This window comes from Neisseria sp. HMSC068C12 (genome assembly GCF_001814095.1).
Lineage (GTDB): Bacteria > Pseudomonadota > Gammaproteobacteria > Burkholderiales > Neisseriaceae > Neisseria > Neisseria perflava.
In genome coordinates this window covers 1-19,504 of record NZ_KV814801.1, presented here as the reverse complement: position 1 = coordinate 19,504, position 19,504 = coordinate 1, and the positions used below count along the sequence as shown (strand labels likewise).

Below are 19,504 nucleotides of genomic sequence, written 5' to 3'. Positions count from 1 at the left end.
ATTTCCAGATTTCAGACGGCCTGAGTTTTTTCTATCAAACTAAATGTTTCGCCAAGAAAGCCAATGCGTATTCGACGGCTTGCGCCCTTACTGCTTCGCGGTCGCCTGTGAATAGCGCGGTTTGCTCAAACGAGTCTTCGGGCGTGGCCAGGCCGAACCAGACTGTGCCGACCGGTTTGGCCGCGCTGCCGCCGCCAGGGCCGGCGATGCCTGAAATACTCAAGGCGTAATCTGCCTGCGCGACGGCTTTTGCGCCGCGAGCCATTTCATAGACGGTCTCGCGGCTGACCGCGCCGTGTTTCAGCAAGGTGTCGGGCATGACGCCGAGGCGGTCTTGTTTGGCTTGGTTGCTGTATGTGACGAAGCTTTGGTGAAACCACTGCGAGCTGCCGGGAATGGAAGTCAGCGCACCTGCAAGTAGGCCGCCGGTGCAGGACTCGGCGCAGGTAACGGTTTGGCGGCGGCTGGTCAGGTGTTCGGCGATGGTTTGCAGATGGGACATGGCGGCTCCTTATGGAAAAGGGTGGAATGGGGCGGGCGTTTGACCCGCCGGGTTTCAGACGGCCTGAAAGCTGAAATCAGGCTTTCGGCTGAATGAGGTGGACATCACATTGTGGGAACGGGATGTTGATGTTGGCGGCACGCAGGTTTTCAACCACTTGCTCGTTCAGGGCGAATCGGAACGGGCCGAGATTTTCTTCTTGCGTCCACGCCCAAAGGGTAATTTCGATGGCGCTGTCGCCAAGGTTGGTAATGTATACGACGGCAGGTCGTTCTTCGGTTTGAACACACAATGGATGCTCGGTTGCCGCTCTCAATACGGCGGCTTTGGCGGCTTTCAAGTCGCAGGCGTAGTCGACGCCGACAACGACTTGGGCGCGGCACAGGGGCAGGGAGGAGCGGTTGGTGATGCTGTTGGTCATGACCACGCTGTTGGGCAGGACGACTTCTTCGTTGTCCGGCGTACTCAAAGAGGTCTGCACCATTTTGATTTCGCGGACGATACCTTCAAAACCGTTGACACGGATAAAGTCGCCGACTTTAAATGGGCGGAACAGGATAATCAGCGCGCCGGCGGCGAAGTTGGACAGTTGGTCTTTCAAAGACAAAGCCACGGCCAAGCCTGCGCCGCCGATCAAGGCGGTAACGGAAGTGGTCGGGATGCCGAGTTTGCCCAGTGCGGCGATGATGACGAGGATCAGCAGGCCGATGTTGGCGACGTTGCCGAGGAAGCTGACCAGTGTTTTATCGACTTTGGCGCGTGTCAGCGCGGCTTTCATCAGTGTTACCAAGCGTGTGGCGATCCAGCGGCCGATAAAGAAGATGGCTAAGGCGGCCAGCAGGTTGGTACCGAAAGACATGCCGGTTTGGGCGAGTTGCTCCCAGCCGGAGAACGAAGAGAGGACTTGAAGATCGAAATTCATAATTGTGTGTGCGTGTGAAGTTGTTTAAAAGGTTATTGTAAAACAAGGCCGTCTGAAAAACTAATGATTTGTTTTTTCAGACGGCCTTTAATCTTTCTTAAATTTTTTTCAGCTTAACGTAAAACGGTTTTGCTCCAACGGCTCACCCATTGTTTTTGTTTGGTGTTGATGTCGGCACGGTTGGGGGAATCGCTGTGTTTCGGGGTTTGGGCAAACTCGAATACTTTGGGCAGCGGTGTGTTTTTGGCAGCCGGATAGACCCACATTTCGGCAGGCAGGGCTTTTTGCACTTCACCGCTTTGCAGCCAGCTCACCAGTTTGGCCGCCAGCTCGGGTTGTTTCGCGCCTTTCAAAACGGCCGCGCCTTCAACTTGGTGGAATGTGCCGCCTTTGAGAAAGAGGTTGCCGGTGGGCGGGGTGCTGTATTTGCCTTTGGAGTAGTGGACTTCGGCCGCCGGGCTGGTGGCATAGCTGACCACGAGGGGGTAGGCGCCGCCGTTTTGGGTGAAGTCGGTGTAGTAGGCTTCGCTCCAGCCTTTGGCAACTTTCACGCCGTTTTGGCGCATTTGCGCCCACCATTTGAACGCGCCTTCTTCACCCATGCCGCCGATGTTGGCCAAGAGGAAGGAGAGGCCGGGCGAGGACGTGGCGGGAGACGGGGTTACTAAAAGGTTTTTATATTCCGGTTTGGTCAAATCTTGCAGGGTTTGCGGCAGGGGCAGTTTTTTCTGTTCAAACCATTTTTTGTCGTAGTTGATGGCGACATAGGCGTAATCAACGGCCAGCGCATCGGGCAGGGAAGCGTTTACGGGCGCGGATTTGGGTTGGTTGGCGGCGAGGATGCCGGCGGATTTGGCTTTGCCGATGTTGGCGTTGTCCAAACCGTAAACCGCATCGGCAATCGGGTTAGCCTTGCTCAAAATCAGTTTGTTGAGCATTTCGTTGCCGCTGCCGGCCTTGATAACGGACACTTTGGCATCATTGGCTTTTTCAAATTGCGCGATGACAGATTGGGGCAGGCTGAAGGATTTGTGCACGGCCAAACGCACTTCGGTTTGGGCGTACAGGTTTGCAGAAGCCAACAACAGGGCCACGGCGGACAATTTCAGTTTCATTCTCTTTCCTTTGTGCGGGTAAAATACGAAATATCATAACAAAATCTGCATATCAAGGCACGATATGAATTATTCCCTCGTTTGGCTGTTTGACCTCGACAACACTTTGCACAATGCCGAAGCCGGCATTTTCTACATCATCAACCGCGCCATGACCGAATACATGGCAGGCCGTCTGAAACTTTCCGAAGAAGCCGCCTCCCACCTGCGCCAAGATTATTGGCACCGATACGGCGCGACGCTTGCCGGTTTGCAAATCCACCATCCCGAAGTCGATATCGATGAATTTTTGCGTGAAAGTCATCCACTTAAGCAAATTTTGGCAAAGGTGGAGGGTATGGATGGAACTGATGACGTTTTAGGCCGTCTGAAAGGGCGAAAAGCCGTATTTTCCAACGGGCCTTCGTTTTATGTCCGCGCATTGGTTGAGGCATTGGGCTTGGAAGCGCATTTTGACGGCTTGTTCGGCACGGACGACTTCGGCCTGCTCTACAAACCCAATCCGCAAGCCTATCTCAACGTTTGCCGCCTGTTGGGTATCAAACCCGAACAGTGCATTATGGTGGACGACAGCGCCGACAATCTGCACCAAGCCAAAGCCTTGGGCATGAAGACCGTTTGGTATGGCGAAAAAGCCCATCCGTTACCATTTGCCGACGGCATAGCGAAAGATATGCAGGGTTTGCTTGAATTTTGCACAAAACTGCCGTGAAGTTTTGAAAAAACAAGTACAATACACGGTATTGCCGACATTTAAAAACAAGGACAACATCATGCGTAAACTCGCTTTAATTCTGACCGCCGCCGCCGTTTTGGCCGGTTGCTCTTGGGAAACCTACACCACCGAATCCGGCCGTACCGCCGTACGCCAAAAATATGCTACCGGCACACCCATTGTTTATCAGGACGGTACTTATTCTAAAAACATGAATTACAACCAGTTCCGCCCAGAGCGCCGCGCCGTCCAATCCAATCAAGCGGATCATGCTGAACACGGCGAACGCGGCCAACATTGGCAAAAACCGCAATTTGCCAACCAACAGCCAGCAACCGAATAACAATATCCCCAAGGCCGTCTGAAACGGAGTGAAAAATAACCAACACTTGTTGCCCCACTTTTCAGACGGCCTCAAACAACGACAACGGAAACCGTATCATGGCTCAGACAGCTTTAAATATCGTCATCCTCGCCGCCGGCAAAGGCACGCGCATGTACTCCAAAATGCCCAAAGTGCTGCACCGCATCGGCGGCCTTCCCATGGTTGAGCGCGTTATCGACACCGCTGCCTCCCTGAATCCCCAAAACATCTGCGTCGTCATCGGCCACGGCAAAGAGCAAGTCTTGGACACCGTCAAACGCGATGTCGTTTGGGTTGAACAAACCGAACAGCTCGGTACCGGCCACGCCGTCAAAACCGCCCTGCCGCACCTGTCTGCCGAAGGCCGCACGCTGGTGTTGTACGGCGACGTTCCCCTGATTGACGCAGCCACCCTCGAAACCCTGCTCGAAGCCGCAGGCAGCGAAGTCGGCCTGTTGACCGACGTGCCTAACGATCCGACAGGTTTGGGCCGTATCATCCGCGACAGCAACGGCAGCGTAACCGCCATTGTCGAAGAAAAAGATGCTGATGCCGCCCAAAAAGCCGTAAAAGAAATCAATACCGGCATTTTGGTTTTGCCCAACGCCAAACTCGAAACTTGGTTGAACAGCCTTTCCAGCAACAATGCCCAAGGCGAATACTACCTGACCGACCTCATCGCCAAAGCCGTTGCCGACGGTATTAAAGTTCATCCCGTCCAAGTCCGCGCCTCCCATCTGGCCGCCGGCGTGAACAACAAACTCCAACTGGCCGAACTCGAGCGTATTTTCCAAACCGAACAGGCGCAAGAATTGCTCAAAGCAGGCGTCACCCTGCGCGATCCAGCACGTTTTGATTTACGGGGCCGTCTGAAACACGGACAAGATGTCGTGATTGACGTCAACGTCGTCATCGAAGGCGAAGTCGAACTCGGCGACAACGTCGAAATCGGTGCCAACTGCGTGATCAAAAACGCCAAAATCGGTGCCAACACCAAAATCGCGCCATTCTCCCATTTTGAAGGTTGCGAAGTGGGCGAAAACAACCAAATCGGCCCATACGCCCGTTTGCGTCCGCAAGCCAAACTGGCCGACGACGTACACATCGGCAACTTCGTCGAAGTCAAAAATGCCTCCATCGGCAATGGTACCAAAGCCAACCACCTCACCTACATCGGTGATGCCGAGATCGGCAGCAAAACCAACTTCGGCGCCGGCACGATTATTGCTAACTACGACGGCGTGAACAAACACAAAACCGTCATTGGCGACGAAGTGCGCATCGGTTCAAACTGCGTACTGGTTGCCCCCGTTACCCTCGGCAACAAAGTGACGACAGGCGCGGGCAGCGCGATTACCCGCAACTGCGAAGACGGCAAACTCGTTCTCGCCCGTTCGCGCCAAACCGTCATCGAAGGCTGGGTGCGTCCGGAAAAAGGCGATAAGAAGTAAGGCCGGTCTTTTATTTGTTTTCAGACGGCCTTGAGAAACATAAAAGGCCGTCTGAAACCTAGATTTGCCATTTCAATGAATATAAAACGGCGTTTTCCGACTGCCGCTTTCGGGAGCCGGAGCAGCAGTCATTTTCTCAAACTTTTGATACTAAGGAACTTAATATGTGCGGTATCGTAGGTGCTATTCGCGCCAATCACAATGTAGTCGATTTTCTGACCGACGGTCTCAAACGCCTTGAATACCGAGGCTACGATTCGTCGGGTATCGCCGTCAACATGGACGGCAAAATCAAACGCGTCCGCCGTGTCGGCCGCGTGCAGCTGATGGAAGATGCGGCACGCGAAAAAGGCGTGTTCGGCCATATCGGCATCGGCCACACCCGTTGGGCAACCCACGGCGGTGTAACCGAGCCTAATGCCCACCCTCATATTTCCGGCGGCATGATCGCGGTTGTCCACAACGGCATCATCGAAAACTTTGAAGCCGAACGTGAACGCCTGAAAGCGTTGGGTTACACCTTCGAATCGCAAACCGATACTGAAGTCATCGCCCACAGCGTCAACCACGAATACACACAAAACGGCGGCAAACTGTTTGAAGCCGTCCAAGCTGCGACTGCCCGTTTCCATGGTGCATACGCCATTGCCGTTATCGCACAAGACAACCCTGAACAAATGGTTGTTGCGCGCATGGGCTGCCCGCTGTTGGTAGCCTTGGGCGACCAAGAAACCTTTATCGCTTCCGACGTATCCGCCGTGATCGCCTTTACCCGCCGCATCGCTTACTTGGAAGACGGCGACATCGCCCTGTTGAACGCAAACGGTATCGAAAAATTGCTCGATAAAACCGGTGCGCAAACCGAACGCGCGGTTAAAGTATCCGAATTGTCTCTGGCTTCTTTGGAGTTGGGCCCATACAGCCACTTCATGCAAAAAGAAATCCACGAGCAACCCCGCGCCATCGCCGATACCGCCGAAGTCTTCCTTGATGGCGGCTTCGAACCTGAAAACTTCGGCGCCAACGCCCGCGAAGTGTTCGACGATATCCACAGCATCAAAATTCTTGCTTGCGGTACGTCCTACTATGCCGCGCTGACCGCCAAATACTGGTTCGAATCCATCGCCAAAGTGCCGACCGACGTGGAAATCGCCAGCGAATACCGCTACCGCGACGTGATTGCCGATCCGAAACAATTGGTCATCACCATTTCCCAATCCGGCGAAACTTTGGACACCATGGAAGCCCTAAAATACGCGCAATCCTTGGGACACAAACACAGCCTGTCTATTTGTAACGTGATGGAATCCGCCCTGCCGCGTGAAAGCGAATTGGTACTGTACACACGCGCCGGCGCAGAAATCGGCGTTGCCTCTACCAAAGCATTCACGACCCAACTGGTTGTCCTGTTCGGCTTGGCCGTTACCTTGGGCAAACAACGTGGTCTGGTTTCCGATGAACAGGCGCGTGAATACGTTGAAGAATTGCGTCAACTGCCGGGCAGCATTCAGCACGTTCTCAACCTTGAGCCACAAATCGCCGCTTGGGCGCAAAAATTTGCCAAGAAAACCAGCGCACTCTTCTTGGGTCGCGGTATCCACTTCCCAATCGCCCTTGAAGGCGCATTGAAGCTGAAAGAGATTACCTATATCCACGCCGAAGCTTATCCTGCGGGTGAGCTGAAACACGGTCCGTTGGCCTTGGTGGACGAGAACATGCCTGTTGTCGTGATTGCCCCGAACGACAGCCTGTTGGACAAAGTGAAAGCCAATATGCAGGAAGTCGGCGCACGCGGCGGCGAACTCTTCGTCTTCGCCGACCTCGACAGCAACTTCAACGCCACCGAAGGCGTGCACGTTATCCGCGCCCCACGCCACGTCGGCGTACTCTCGCCGATTGTGCACACCATCCCCGTGCAACTCCTGTCTTACCACGCCGCCCTTGCACGCGGTACAGATGTGGACAAACCGCGCAACTTGGCTAAATCAGTAACGGTTGAATAAGTAATTGACCGGTTAAAAAAGGCCGTCTGAAACCTGAGATTTGGGTTTCAGACGGCCTTTTCATTTTAAGAATCCGATTTATTTTTCGTATTCAGAAATGTATTGTGCAACAGCAGCTTCAGGATTGCTGGCCTGAATGACTTTAGGCGCTTCTTGATAGCCACGTTTTCTCAGATTTCCTTCACGCAATTTGTTGCCTTGTAAGCCAAGTACAATGCCTACACCGAAGCCAAGTGCGCTGACAAGGCTTCCCATGGCCTGATTGTCACCGGCGATTAAATTCAAAATTATAAATACAACAAAGATTCCGATACCCAAGCCCCATATTTTTTTCACGCATGCCCAGATGCCGCCAAAGAAAAATGCAGGCCAAGACCAACCTTGTTTGACAGCTTCATATTGACCTGTCGGATTTTTGAATATTTTGTAAGTTTTCATAAAATATATTCCTTTTACGATCAAAAATTGAAAAAACAAGTGATTGTATCACGATAACATAAACGATTTGAATAATTAAGAAAACAGGCTGTCTGAAAAATCTTTCAGACGGCCTGTTGTTTTAAAGCGTTTTATTCTGCACCGACAACGACGGTGTTGAGGTCTTTGAATTTGATGCGGCGTTGCCATGCGTCGCGGACTTGTTCGACGGTCAGGCTGTTGATGGCTTTGGGGTAGGCTTCCAAGTAGTCGTTGGGTAGGTCGTAGAGGCCGATCAGGCTCAGGTAGTTGAGCAGTTTGTCGTTGGAGTCGTAGCGCAGGGGAAAGCCGCCGACGATGTTGGCTTTGGCCTGTTTCAGCTCGGCTTCGGTCGGGCCTTCGGCGATAAACTGCTCAATGACGGCTTGGGTGTCGGCCAGTGAGGCTTTGGTGTTTTTCTTTTGGGTGGAGTAGGAAACGGCAAACGTGCCTTCTTCTGTCGCCGGGGCGAGGCTGCTGTATACGCCGTAGGTGTAGCCGTGTTGGTCGCGCAAAACTTTCATGAGGCGGCTGTCGAAACCGCCGCCGCCGAGGATGTAGTTGCCGGCAACGAGGGCGTAATAGTCGGGGTCGTGGCGTTTGAAGAGGGAAGTGCCGAGCAGGACTTGTGCCTGTGTGCCGGCAAAGGGGATGTCGCGGCGTTGGGCGGTTTGTTTGGGAACGGGCGGGATGGCATGGGTTGCGGTGGCTTTGGCCGGCAGGTCTTTGAGGACGCGTTCGACCAGTTGCTCTGCCTGTTTGCGGTTGAGGTCGCCGACGATGGCGACGATGGCGTTGTCTTTGCCGTAGTGGGTGCGGTGGAAGGCGCGGATGTCGTCCAGACTAACTTGTTTAAGGCTGTCGACGGTTATGTTTGCGCCACTGCCGTAAGGGTGATTCGGGTAGATGAGCTTGGTCAGTTCGCGCGTAGCGGTGTAGTCGGGGGTGGTTTCCTGTTGTTGCAAGCCGGTAATGGATTGGATTTGACGGCGGCGGAAAACGGCTTCGTCAAAGCGCGGACGGGTCAGCGAGTGGTTGAGCAAGTTGGCGGCTTTGTCGCGGATGTCGGCTTTGCTGAGGCTGCGGAAGCCTGCGGATGCGCTCTCGGCATTGCTGTCGCTGCTGATTTGTGCGCCGATGTTGTCGGCTTCGGCATTGAAGGCTTCTTCGTCCAGCTCTTGGGTGCCGTCGGTCAGGAGAGCGGCGGTAAATTCGGCAACTTGGCTTTTTCCGTCCGGATTGGCGATGCTGCCTGCGCCCTTGAAGCTGACTTCAAGGTCGATGATGGGGTTTTCGTGGCGTTCGACAAGGAGGATTTGGGTGCCGTCGCGGTTGCGCCAACGCTGGATGTCGGTGGCGGCTTGGATGCTTAAGGGCAGGAGTAGGGCAAGGGCGAGCAGGGTGGGTTTCATGTTGTGGCTTTCTGTTAAGGCCGTCTGAAAGGGTATGGGCTTTCAGACGGCCTGATGTTTATCGGCGTTTGGCAGCTTTTTTGCTTGGCGCGGCGGCAGGTTTTTGCGGCTCGATGATGACGGTGCTCATGCGCTCGTCGGTCAACATTCGGGCGGCGGCCTGTACTTCTTGTGCGCTGACTGCCTGTAAGCGGCGGTGGATTTCTTGTTCGTCGGTATATTGGAAACCGCGCGCTTCGAGGCGGCCCATCATGGAGGCTTGGGAAGACATGGAGTCTTTGGCGTAGATTTCGCTGACCGCTGCCTGGGTTTTGACGCGCTGCAATTCTTCTTCGGAAACGCCGTGGTCGGCAATGTCTTTGATTTCTTGGCGCAGCTGGGCAATCAAAGTATCGGTTTTCACGCCTTCGGCAGGCATGGCCATCACGCTGAACAGCGGAATTTCACGGCTGATGATGTCGTAATGCGTTCCTGCGTTCAATGCGGTTTGCTTGCCACGCACGAGGTTTTTATCAAAACGGCTGGACGCGTTGCCTGCCAAAATATCGGAGAGGATGTCGAGGGCGAAAGGCATCGTGTCATCGAGTTTTTGGAGTTTCGGTACACGGAAGTTGATGGCAATCAGCGGCTGGTGTGTAACCGGAGAAGTGGCTTTGACCGTAACAGGCTTGCGCAAATAGGGTTCGGTATGGAGTTTGTTGCGCGGCGGCTGGGCTTTGGCGGGAATATCGCTAAAGAGTTTGGCGGCCGTCTGAAGCGTTTGTTTGGCATCGACATCGCCGACAATGACCAATACAGCATTGTTGGGCGCGTAATATTGTTTGTACCACGTGCGCAGGTCATCGGCTTTGAGGGTGTGCAAATCTTTCATGTAGCCGATGACGGAGGCGCGCATGGACGGTTGGGTAAAGGCGGCAAGATAGGCTTGTTCCCACATTTTGCCGTCGGCTGTGTCTTCCGTGCGTTGGCGGCGTTCTTCGCGGATGACGTTCATCTCGTTGAGGAATTCTTTGTCACTGAAGTTGAGGTTGTGCATTCGGTCTGCCTCGAGCTTCAGGATCTCAGGCAGGTTGGCGGCGGCGACGTTTTCGTAATACACCGTTTCATTTCGGTTGGTATAGGCATTGTTTTGTCCGCCCAGCTCGGACACGCGGCGGTTGAATTCGCCGGAGGGAACGTCTTTCGTGCCTTTAAACATCATGTGTTCCAAAGCGTGGCTCAGGCCGCTTTTGCCCGGTTTCTCATCCACGCTGCCGATTTTGTACCAAATTTGCGAAACGGCCACAGGCGCGCGGTGGTCTTCTTTGACGATGATTTTCAGACCGTTGGGCAGGGTTTCAGAAAGCGTCTGCGCCCATGAGGCGGCAGGCAGCGTGAAGGCAAGCATTAAAGCAATTCGGCGTAACATGGTTCAATCCGTAAAATGAAAATCAATCGCCAAAGTATAGCGGAAAATCTGCAAAGATAGGCCGAATGTTTCAGACGGCCTGCGGCCTTATCTGCTGATTCACATCAAGCGCGGCCGTTGCCAATCTTTACCGTCGCGCCTCATTCGCGGATAATCCCAAACATTCCCGTTTCCAACCATCACAAAGGAATCATCATGGCATTTTTGAAACTGACCGAACAAAATGTTCAAGGCAAAACCGTTCTGATCCGCGCCGATATGAACGTACCGTTTAAAGACGGCAACATCAGCGACGACACCCGTATCCGCGCTTCGCTCGCATCCATCAAATACTGCTTGGACAACGGCGCGTCTGTGATCGTGATGACCCACCTCGGCCGTCCGACCGAAGGCGAATTCCATCCTGAAGACGATGTAGCGCCTGTTGCCGCACATTTGGGCAAACTGTTGGGCAAAGACGTGAAAGTATTGAACGACTGGCGTGAAAACAAACCGACTTTGAACGCCGGTGATGTCGTGATGCTGCAAAACGTGCGCATCAACAAAGGCGAGAAGAAAAACGACTTGGAGCTGGGCAAAGCCTATGCTTCTTTGTGCGACGTGTTCGTCAACGACGCATTCGGTACCGCCCACCGCGCCCAAGCTTCGACTGAAGCCGTTGCCCAAGCCGCACCGGTTGCCTGCGCCGGCGTGTTGATGGCGGGCGAACTCGACGCTTTGGGCAAAGCCCTGAAACAACCGGCTCATCCGATGGTTGCCATCGTTGCCGGCAGCAAAGTGTCCACCAAACTGACCATCCTCGAATCTTTGGCCGACAAAGTCGACCAACTCATCGTCGGCGGCGGCATTGCCAATACCTTCCTGTTGGCAGAAGGCAAAGCCATCGGCAAATCTTTGGCCGAACACGATTTGGTGGAAGAATCCAAAAAAATCATGGCGAAAATGGCGGCTAAAGGTGGCTCTGTTCCGCTGCCGACCGACGTGGTTGTCGCTAAAGCCTTTGCCGCCGATGCGGAAGCTGTGGTGAAAGACATTGCCGACGTTGCCGAAGACGACATGATTTTGGACATCGGCCCTAAATCCGCTGCTGCTTTGGCCGATTTGCTCAAAGCTGCCGGTACGGTCGTATGGAACGGCCCGGTCGGCGTGTTTGAGTTTGACCAATTTGCCGGCGGTACCAAAGTATTGGCCGAAGCGATTGCCCAAAGCGATGCGTTCTCGATTGCCGGCGGCGGCGACACTTTGGCGGCGATTGCCAAATTCGGCGTAACCGATCAAATCAGCTACATCTCTACCGGCGGCGGCGCGTTCCTTGAGTTCTTGGAAGGTAAAGAGTTGCCTGCTGTTGCTGCTTTGGAAAAACGCGGCGCATAATCGGTTTTAATATCGATTGTTAAAAATAAAGGCCGTCTGAAATCTGGAAATCAGGTTTCAGACGGCCTTTTGTTTTTTGGTTTTTATTTGAGGAAGTGTTTAGCTGGATTCAACGCCGATGGTTGGCAGACTTGTTGCTAAACAGTCTGGAAAGCGTCCGGCTCTTTTCAGACGGCCTCTACGTCGGCCTGTCGGTGCAATGCCTGATAGCACGGGGTAAGCTGGCGGATGATCAGGTCGAGCTGGTGTTTGAGGATGTGGTCTTGCTGCGCTTGTGTGTTTTGTTCAAGCTCGGCAAATTCCTGACGGATTTGGGTCATGGCCGTTTCAAAAGCCTCGGGGTCGGTTTGGGGCATTTGGGTCAGCAACTCGGCGATGTGGTGGGTCAGCTTGGCATAGGGCGCAAAGCCGTCGTTGCCGTCGATTCGGACTTGGTCGCGGTATGCGCCGAGCGCGGAAATGTGGCCGGTCAGTGCATAGCTGGTTTTGAGCAGGGTAAAACCGTCTTGCAGGCGGTCTTGGTATTTTTTCGGGTTGCTGCTCATGTCAGACAGGGTGCTGCTGAGGGCGGCGGTGCTTTCATGGGCTTGGCGGCGGGTAAGGCGGTAGTCGACATCGTCGCGGCTGCCGTTTTGCAGCTGGTCGAGGATGGCGTCGAGATAACGGCCGTTGGCAGTAATGGTTTGGGCGGCGGTATGGCTGAGGGTGAGGTAACGCCAATCAGGCCAGAGGTAGGTGGCGGCAGCCCATGCTATAACGGAACCGACGATGGTGTCGATGATGCGGATGGGCATGGCGTGGTACACGTCCAAACCGGCAAGCGAGAGGCTGGTCAGGGCTTGGATGGTGATGAAGAAGGTGGAGAAGCTGTATTTGTAGCTGCGGGTCATGAAGAACAGGGTGGTGCTGGCGATAACAATCCAGAGCTTGGTTTCAACGGACGGGGTGAAGTAGGGGACGAGCGAACCGACAATCACGCCGAGAATCGTACCGGCAATGCGTTGGTACACGCGGCTTTTGGTGGCGGTGTAGTTGGGTTGGCAGACGAAAAGGGCGGTCAGCAGAATCCAGTAGCCGAGGTTGAGATGGAGGATTTCGACGATGATGCAGGCCGCGGCCACGACGATGGAGAGGCGGGTGGCATGGCGGAAGACGCCGGAGTCGAAATTGAGTTGGCTGATGACGGTTTCGCCGATATTGCGGAACTTGGTGTTTTCAAGGGCGGCGATGCGGGTGTCGGTGTTGTCGTTTTCGGCAAGGGACGCATCGTTTTGCAGTTGCCGCAGTTGGTAATCGACACTGCTGAGGTTGTCGAGCAGGCGGCGGATATTGTGGAGGTTGGCATTGTCGGCGTGGGTCTCGGCAAAATGGCCGAGGGACTGGCGGCAGCCTTCCATGGCGCGGCCGAGGCGTTTGCTGTATGCGTAGGGTTTGTTGTTGCGCAGGGTGGCGGCAATGTTGCGGCATGCCTGACCCTGCATTTCGAGCAGGCGGCGGATGCGGAAGATGAGGTCGGTGTTTTTGAGCTGCTCGGCCATTTCGCTGTAATCGACGTGGGCGGAGCTGATGCGTTCGTGCATGTCTTGCGCGCTGAGGTAGTAGCGCAGCATTTTGGCGGTACGCGGATGGCGGTGTTGGCCGCGCAATCGGTAGAAAAGTGCGCCGCGGCATTGGTTGAAGGCGGTAATCACGCCGGTGTTGCTCATGGCCAAGTCGATTTGGCGGTTGCCCAACCATGCGGCTTCGTCGGGGTCGAAAAAGTCGGCTTTGGCATCGAAGTAGTTGCTGAGTGCGTCGTAGGCGTTGGCAACGGTTTCTTGGACGGGGCGGTGGGGCAGGATGATTTGGAAGATCAGGGTGTTGACGCTGTATAGGACAGTGCCCAACAGAATCATGACGGGGTTGGTCAGCCAGTAGGTCTCGGGTGTGTAGGTCAGCGTGGTGTAGGTGGCGACGGCGAGCGCACCGAAAGCGAAGGTGCGGTATTTGAGGCCGACGGTGCCGAGGATGGTGAAGCCGAAAGTCATCAGGGTCATGGCCAAGATGAAGGGAACGCCTGTGCCGATGGTGCTTTGGGCAAGCAGTGAGGAGAGGGTGAACAGGGCAACGGTGATGACGATGTTTTTCAGACGGCCTGTGAGGCGGTTGTCCAAGTCGACCAAACCGCCGGCAATAATGCCGAGTACGAAGGGCATGACGAGCTTAGGCGTGTTGAAGTGCCAAACGAGGGTGGCGGCGATGAACACGCTGGCGAAGACGGGCAGGGAGGCAATGATCAGAGGTTTGAGCGGCGGAGTGTTCATGATGGTGTTGTTTATTATTCGTTATGAGGTGAATGATTGGATTTTAACAGGATTTTCAGTCGGTTTCAGAATGTTTGAAATAGGATAAGGCCGTCTGAACGGATACGGGGAAATACTTGATTTCGTTTCCACATTTGTTCAGACGGCCTTTTTTGGCTTGCGCCATCAGGTCATCAGGTTGAGGTCGCTGATGCGGTCGTAGAGACGCTCGGTATTGTTGCCCTCGTCGTGCATTTGAATGCGCAGGCGCAAATCGTTGGCGGAAACTGCTTGGCGCAGGGCTTCGCTGAGTTCGATTTGGCCCTGTGCGTAGAGGTTGAAGAGGTTTTGGTCGAACGTCTGCATGCCGTTGCTGCCGGAGCGTGCCATCAGGTCGCGGATTTCCAGCAATTCGCCTTTGAAAATCAGGTCCTGCATGGCCGGAGTGTTGAGCAGGAGGTCGGTAACGGCCGTGCGTTGGCGGTTTTTCTTGATGGTGAGGCGTTGGCCGATGATGCCGACGAGGTTTAACGCCAAATCCATCAAAACTTGTTGGCGGCGGTCTTCCGGATAGAAGTTGATAATGCGCTCGATGGTTTGGGAGGCCGTACTGGCATGGATGGTGAAAACGCACAGATGGCCGGTTTGAGCCAGTTGAAGGGCGTATTCCATGCTTTCTTCGCTGCGGACTTCGCCGATACAGACGACATCGGGTGCTTGACGCATGGCGCTTTGAACGGCAATTTTCCAGTTGTCGGTATCGATGCCGATTTCGCGCTGGGTGAAGATGCTGCGGCAAGGTTTGTAGATAAACTCGATGGGATCTTCGATGGTGACGATATGGCCGGGCAGCTTTTGGTTGCGGTAGTTGAGCATGGAGGCCATGGTGGTGGACTTACCCGAACCGGTCGGGCCGGCGAGGATCAGCAGGCCGCGTGGCGCGAGTGCAAGCTCTTGGAGCTTTTCGGGCAAACCGAGGGTTTTCATCTCGGGAATGTCTTGGCTGACGCGGCGCAATACCATGCCGACGCGGCCTTGCTCGTGGTAGGCGTTGACGCGGTAGCGTGTGTTGCTGCGCGATTGGACGGAATAGTTGATTTCCCAGTCGCGGTTGAAGGCTTCGAGTTGGTCGGGGTTCATGGTGGATTCGGCGATGGCGGCGGTGTCCGCGCCGGTCAGCGCTTTGTGGGGCATGGGCGTGAGGGTGCCGCCGACTTTAATGGCAGGAGGAAAGCCTGCGCTGATGAAGATGTCGGACGCGTTGCGTTTTTCGGCCTCTTCACACATGCGGTCGAGCAGGGGATGAAGATGTGTGCCGATTTCGGCCGGGGTGGGGATGTGCGGTGCTTGGTTTTTTTGTGAGTAGGCTTGCACCATTTCGCTTAACAGGTCGTGCAGAGGGGCGAGGTCGCTCATGATGATTCTCTTTAAAACGGGTATTCGGTCAGGCTCAAAGGCCGTCTGAAAACGGGATGATGGGGTTCAGACGGCCTGGGTATGGTTTAGAAAACAGAGAGGTTTTCGATGTTTTGCGCCTTGCTGCGTGCCAGCTCGGGGCTGATGGTGCCTTGGCGGACAAGGGTTTGCAGGGCTTGATCGAGGGTTTGCATACCGTGGGCCTGACCGGTTTGGAGGGCGGCGTTGATTTGGGCGATTTTGTTCTCGCGGATGAGGTTGCGCACGGCCGGTGTGGAAATCAGGATTTCGTGTGCGGCGACGCGGCCGTTGCCGTCGCGGGTTTTCAGCAGGGTTTGGGAAATGATGGCGCGCAAGGATTCGGACAACATGGAGCGCACGATTTCTTTTTCGCCTGCAGGGAATACGTCGACAATACGGTCGATGGTTTTGGCGGCGCCTGTTGTGTGCAGCGTGCCGAAAACCAAGTGGCCGGTCTCGGCGGCGGTCAGGGCGAGGGAGATGGTTTCAGGGTCGCGCATCTCACCGATCAAAATCACGTCTGGGTCTTCGCGCAGGGCGGAACGTAGGGCGTTGGTGAAGCTGTGGGTGTGCTGATGCAGCTCGCGCTGGTTGATGAGCGCTTTTTTGCTTTGATGGACGAACTCAATCGGGTCTTCGATGGTCAGAATGTGGGCCGGTTGGGTTTCGTTGATGTAGTTGACCATCGCCGCCAGCGTGGTGGATTTACCCGAACCGGTCGGGCCGGTTACCAAGACCAAACCGCGCGGATTTTCGGCAATTTTTTGGAAAATGCGCGGCGCACGCAATTCTTCCAGCGTCAGGACGGTGCTCGGAATGGTACGGAATACGGCGGCCGGGCCGCGTTCGGTCATAAAGGCGTTGACGCGGAAACGGGCAACATTAGGCAGCTCAAATGAGAAATCGACTTCAAAATCCTGTTGATAGAGCTTGCGCTGGTGGTCGTTCATGACCGAGGTAATCATGGTGCCGACTTCTTCCGAGCTCATCTCGGGCAGGTTGATGCGGCGGATGTCGCCGTGTACGCGTATCATGGGGGAAATGCCCGAACTCAAATGGAGGTCGGAGGCTTTGTTTTTCACGCCGAACGCGAGTAAGTCGGTAATCTGCATAATGTGGCCTTGTTTTGGTTTAGAATAATAAAATCGCTTTATTTTAAATAGATAAATCCGTTCGACCAAGTAAAATTTTCAAAATGCCGAGTGATGAACGGGTTAAAGGAGAAAACCATGTCGGTATTGCAACAAAACTATCAGGACGTATGCCGGGCGGTTGAACAGGCGGCTGAGGCTGCAGGACGGTCTGCGGATGCGGTGAAGCTGGTGGCGGTCAGCAAGACGTTTCCAGCAGACGATATTCGCGAAGTGTATGCGGCCGGTCAGCGCGATTTCGGCGAGAACTATATTCAGGAATGGTTTGAAAAAACGGAAACGCTGGCCGATTTGCCGGATATTGTTTGGCACGTTATCGGCGATGTGCAGTCTAATAAAACCAAATTTGTGGCCGAACGCGCACATTGGGTGCATACGATAGGCCGTCTGAAAACGGCGCGGCGCTTGAGTGAACAAAGGCCGTCTGAAATGCCGCCGTTGCAGGTGTGCATTGAAGTGAACATTGCCGCGGAAGAAGCAAAACACGGCGTAGCGCCCACTGAAGCGGTTGCGCTGGCCCTTGAAGTGGCCAAGTTGCCGAATATTAAAGTGCGCGGATTGATGTGTGTGGCCAAGGCCGACAGCAGCGATGATGAGTTGCGCAGCCAGTTTCATACCATGCAGCGGCTGTTGGCTGAGTTGAACGCGGCAGGCGTCGAAGCAGATGTTTTGTCTATGGGGATGTCCGGAGATATGCCAATCGCGGTAGAATGCGGCGCAACCCATGTCCGCATCGGCAGCGCGATTTTCGGCAAGCGGCATTATCCTCAATAAAAGTAATAGGCCGTCTGAACAGGGCAGACAGCAGTTTCAGACGGCTTGATCGATATCACAAAGGAGTGACATATATATGAATATCTATTTTCTCGGCGGCGGCAATATGGCGACTGCCATTGCAGGCGGTTTGGTCAAACAAGACGGCTATCGTGTCCACATTGTCGAACGCGGCGCCGAAAGACGGGAGCAACTGGTACAAGAATTGGGCGTAGCCACTTCTGAAAACCTGCCCGAATTGAGTGCGGACGATGTCCTCATTCTCGCTGTTAAACCGCAAGACATGCAGGCAGCCTGTCAAAACATCCGTTTGAATGGCGCGCTGGTGTTGTCCGTAGCGGCAGGTTTGTCCATCGATACCCTCAGCCAGTATCTGGGCGGCACACGCCGTATCGTGCGCATCATGCCCAATACGCCGGCCAAAATCGGTTTAGGCGTATCCGGTATGTTTGCCGATGCAGGCGTTTCAGAAGCTGACCGTACAGCCGCCGACGGCATCATGCGCTCTGTCGGTACAACCGTTTGGCTGAACGAGGAAGATCAACTCCACAATATTACCGGCATCAGCGGCAGCGGCCCCGCCTATGTTTTCTATCTTTTGGGCGCGCTCCAAAATGCGGCTTTGGCACAAGGTTTCAACGAACAAGACGCACGCGAACTGAGCCTTGCTACATTTAAAGGCGCAGTGGCTTTGGCCGAACAGACCGGCGAAGCATTTGCACAATTACAGCAAAACGTGACTTCCAAAGGTGGCACGACACACGAAGCCATCGAAACCTTCAAAGCCCGTCACGTTGCCGAAGCCATCGAACAGGGCGTAGAAGCCTGCGTCAAACGTTCGCAAGAAATGGCGCAACAATATAAGGCCGTCTGAACATGCGCGGCGACTTGCTCTTATTATTGGCAGACGCTATTGCCATCCTGTGTATCACGCGCTTTTTGCTCCGATACGCAGGATTGGCAGCAGAACACCCCCTGCTCAAATTCAGCATACAGGCAACAGGCTGGCTGACCAAACCTTGGCAAAAAGCATTCCCATCCGGCGAGAAAACCGATTGGTACTGCCTGCCCGCAGGTTTTCTGGTGTACTACCTTGCCTGTACCGCCATTATTTTCATCTCGCCGGCGCTGTCCATCAGCAATAAGCTGATTTTGGCAAACTTCTGGTTTGCCGCACTCCATATGCTGAAAGCCGCGGCCTATACATTACTTATTGGTCTGATTATTAGAATGGTGAGCAGCATACAGGGCCGCTATTCCCCGTTGGCTTATGCCATCGAACGAATTCTGCAGCCATTGCTCAAACCGTTTTCCTTCTTACGCGCAGGACGATACGATTTTTCAGGCAGTCTGTTGGCACTCTTATTATGGTTGTGGCTGGCCCGATGGTTTCCCCAACTTATCCAGCAAACCAACCTATGTTTGCTTCAATAGGCCGTCTGAAAGCGCAGCAGGTATTAACGACCAAAAATACAACGTCCTAAAAAGCGTATTAATATATTTAGGCGTAAGGTAGTGCAAAAAAGTGCAAATCGAAATATAAAGAACAAATGAATAGGTAAAACATGATATGATTTGCCCAATTTCCAAAACGGAAATTCAAGAAAACCCAATAAAAGCAAACCCGTAGCATCCAAATCATTAACAACAAACCGAAAGCAGACACCATGGCAAAGCTGACAGAACAAGATATTTTAAACTGGGATGGTCCTGAAGAGGACTACATGAACAGCGACCAATTGGCCTTCTTCCGCGAACTACTGGTTAAAATGCAAGAAGAACTGATTGAAAATGCAAACACCACTACCGGCCATCTTCAAGAGCACGAATCCGCTCCCGATCCAGCCGACCGAGCTACTCAAGAAGAAGAATACGCTTTAGAACTGCGCACCCGCGATCGCGAGCGTAAACTTCTCAATAAAGTGCAAGCGACTCTCCGCAGTATTGACGAAGGCGATTACGGTTTCTGTGCCGATACCGGCGAACCCATCGGCCTCAAGCGCCTGCTGGCACGTCCGACCGCGACATTGTCCGTAGAAGCGCAAGAGCGACGCGAACGAATGAAAAAACAGTTCGCCGACTAAAATATAGATATAGAAACCTCAAAAGGCCGTCTGAAAGAGCATTTCAGACGGCCT

Annotated in this window: 18 protein-coding genes; 9 read left to right on the top strand and 9 right to left on the bottom strand. The window is 54.1% G+C overall.

Annotation, left to right across the window (positions count from 1 at the left end; translation table 11 throughout):
- Positions 1-34: 34 nt before the first annotated feature.
- The 3 genes from HMPREF2952_RS02085 to HMPREF2952_RS02075 form a co-directional block, all read right to left on the bottom strand.
- The gene (locus HMPREF2952_RS02085; RefSeq protein ID WP_070695222.1) at positions 35-502 is read right to left on the bottom strand and encodes a CinA family protein; all 468 of its coding nucleotides are present in this window, start codon (positions 500-502) and stop codon (positions 35-37) included.
- A 76-nt stretch (positions 503-578) separates the two neighbouring features.
- On the bottom strand, positions 579-1,424 hold the full coding sequence (locus HMPREF2952_RS02080; protein WP_070587831.1) for a mechanosensitive ion channel family protein: 846 nt from the start codon (positions 1,422-1,424) through the stop codon (positions 579-581).
- Positions 1,425-1,537: 113 nt separating this feature from the next.
- Complete coding sequence (locus HMPREF2952_RS02075) at positions 1,538-2,539, bottom strand: thiamine ABC transporter substrate-binding protein (protein ID WP_070695221.1); 1,002 nt, start codon at positions 2,537-2,539, stop codon at positions 1,538-1,540.
- A 64-nt stretch (positions 2,540-2,603) separates the two neighbouring features.
- On the opposite strand from HMPREF2952_RS02075, the gene HMPREF2952_RS02070 reads away from it, so the two are divergent.
- From HMPREF2952_RS02070 to glmS, 4 genes are all read left to right on the top strand, one after another.
- Positions 2,604-3,251: a pyrimidine 5'-nucleotidase gene (locus HMPREF2952_RS02070; RefSeq protein WP_070695220.1), complete on the top strand. Its 648-nt coding sequence runs from the start codon at positions 2,604-2,606 to the stop codon at positions 3,249-3,251.
- 61 nt (positions 3,252-3,312) lie between these two features.
- Positions 3,313-3,597 carry a membrane lipoprotein lipid attachment site-containing protein gene (locus HMPREF2952_RS02065; protein ID WP_070695293.1) on the top strand — a complete coding sequence of 95 codons (285 nt, stop codon included), beginning with the start codon at positions 3,313-3,315 and terminating at the stop codon, positions 3,595-3,597.
- Between the two features lie 98 nt (positions 3,598-3,695).
- Entirely contained in the window at positions 3,696-5,069 is a 1,374-nt protein-coding gene (glmU, locus tag HMPREF2952_RS02060; RefSeq protein ID WP_070624841.1) for a bifunctional UDP-N-acetylglucosamine diphosphorylase/glucosamine-1-phosphate N-acetyltransferase GlmU, read from the top strand.
- A gap of 164 nt (positions 5,070-5,233) precedes the next feature.
- Positions 5,234-7,072, top strand: coding sequence for a glutamine--fructose-6-phosphate transaminase (isomerizing) (gene glmS, locus HMPREF2952_RS02055; protein ID WP_070624839.1), 1,839 nt, complete (start codon positions 5,234-5,236; stop codon positions 7,070-7,072).
- A 78-nt stretch (positions 7,073-7,150) separates the two neighbouring features.
- Here the strand turns inward: glmS and HMPREF2952_RS02050 are convergent, their stop codons facing one another.
- From HMPREF2952_RS02050 to HMPREF2952_RS02040, 3 genes are all read right to left on the bottom strand, one after another.
- Positions 7,151-7,510 (bottom strand): DUF2628 domain-containing protein, encoded by a 360-nt coding sequence (locus tag HMPREF2952_RS02050; protein WP_004519228.1) that lies wholly within the window; start codon positions 7,508-7,510, stop codon positions 7,151-7,153.
- Between the two features lie 131 nt (positions 7,511-7,641).
- On the bottom strand, positions 7,642-8,940 hold the full coding sequence (locus tag HMPREF2952_RS02045; RefSeq protein ID WP_070695219.1) for a M16 family metallopeptidase: 1,299 nt from the start codon (positions 8,938-8,940) through the stop codon (positions 7,642-7,644).
- A 58-nt stretch (positions 8,941-8,998) separates the two neighbouring features.
- Complete coding sequence (locus tag HMPREF2952_RS02040) at positions 8,999-10,348, bottom strand: M16 family metallopeptidase (protein ID WP_049335628.1); 1,350 nt, start codon at positions 10,346-10,348, stop codon at positions 8,999-9,001.
- A gap of 195 nt (positions 10,349-10,543) precedes the next feature.
- On the opposite strand from HMPREF2952_RS02040, the gene HMPREF2952_RS02035 reads away from it, so the two are divergent.
- Complete coding sequence (locus tag HMPREF2952_RS02035) at positions 10,544-11,722, top strand: phosphoglycerate kinase (protein ID WP_004519232.1); 1,179 nt, start codon at positions 10,544-10,546, stop codon at positions 11,720-11,722.
- A gap of 167 nt (positions 11,723-11,889) precedes the next feature.
- On the opposite strand, the gene yccS is transcribed toward HMPREF2952_RS02035, so the two are convergent.
- The 3 genes from yccS to HMPREF2952_RS02020 form a co-directional block, all read right to left on the bottom strand.
- Positions 11,890-14,025, bottom strand: coding sequence for a YccS family putative transporter (gene yccS / locus HMPREF2952_RS02030; RefSeq protein WP_049335626.1), 2,136 nt, complete (start codon positions 14,023-14,025; stop codon positions 11,890-11,892).
- 165 nt (positions 14,026-14,190) lie between these two features.
- Complete coding sequence (locus tag HMPREF2952_RS02025; RefSeq protein ID WP_039861910.1) at positions 14,191-15,420, bottom strand: PilT/PilU family type 4a pilus ATPase; 1,230 nt, start codon at positions 15,418-15,420, stop codon at positions 14,191-14,193.
- Between the two features lie 86 nt (positions 15,421-15,506).
- Positions 15,507-16,553, bottom strand: coding sequence for a type IV pilus twitching motility protein PilT (locus tag HMPREF2952_RS02020; RefSeq protein WP_004519239.1), 1,047 nt, complete (start codon positions 16,551-16,553; stop codon positions 15,507-15,509).
- 117 nt (positions 16,554-16,670) lie between these two features.
- Between HMPREF2952_RS02020 and HMPREF2952_RS02015 the strand changes: the two genes are divergently transcribed.
- The 4 genes from HMPREF2952_RS02015 to dksA all read left to right on the top strand — a co-directional run bounded on the left by HMPREF2952_RS02015 (position 16,671) and on the right by dksA (position 19,450).
- Entirely contained in the window at positions 16,671-17,366 is a 696-nt protein-coding gene (locus HMPREF2952_RS02015; RefSeq protein WP_039861911.1) for a YggS family pyridoxal phosphate-dependent enzyme, read from the top strand.
- Between the two features lie 76 nt (positions 17,367-17,442).
- Entirely contained in the window at positions 17,443-18,240 is a 798-nt protein-coding gene (gene proC, locus HMPREF2952_RS02010; RefSeq protein WP_004519241.1) for a pyrroline-5-carboxylate reductase, read from the top strand.
- Between the two features lie 2 nt (positions 18,241-18,242).
- Positions 18,243-18,800 carry a YggT family protein gene (locus HMPREF2952_RS02005; RefSeq protein WP_004519242.1) on the top strand — a complete coding sequence of 186 codons (558 nt, stop codon included), beginning with the start codon at positions 18,243-18,245 and terminating at the stop codon, positions 18,798-18,800.
- 233 nt (positions 18,801-19,033) lie between these two features.
- Positions 19,034-19,450 carry an RNA polymerase-binding protein DksA gene (dksA, locus tag HMPREF2952_RS02000; RefSeq protein WP_004519243.1) on the top strand — a complete coding sequence of 139 codons (417 nt, stop codon included), beginning with the start codon at positions 19,034-19,036 and terminating at the stop codon, positions 19,448-19,450.
- The last annotated feature ends 54 nt before the right edge of the window (positions 19,451-19,504 follow it).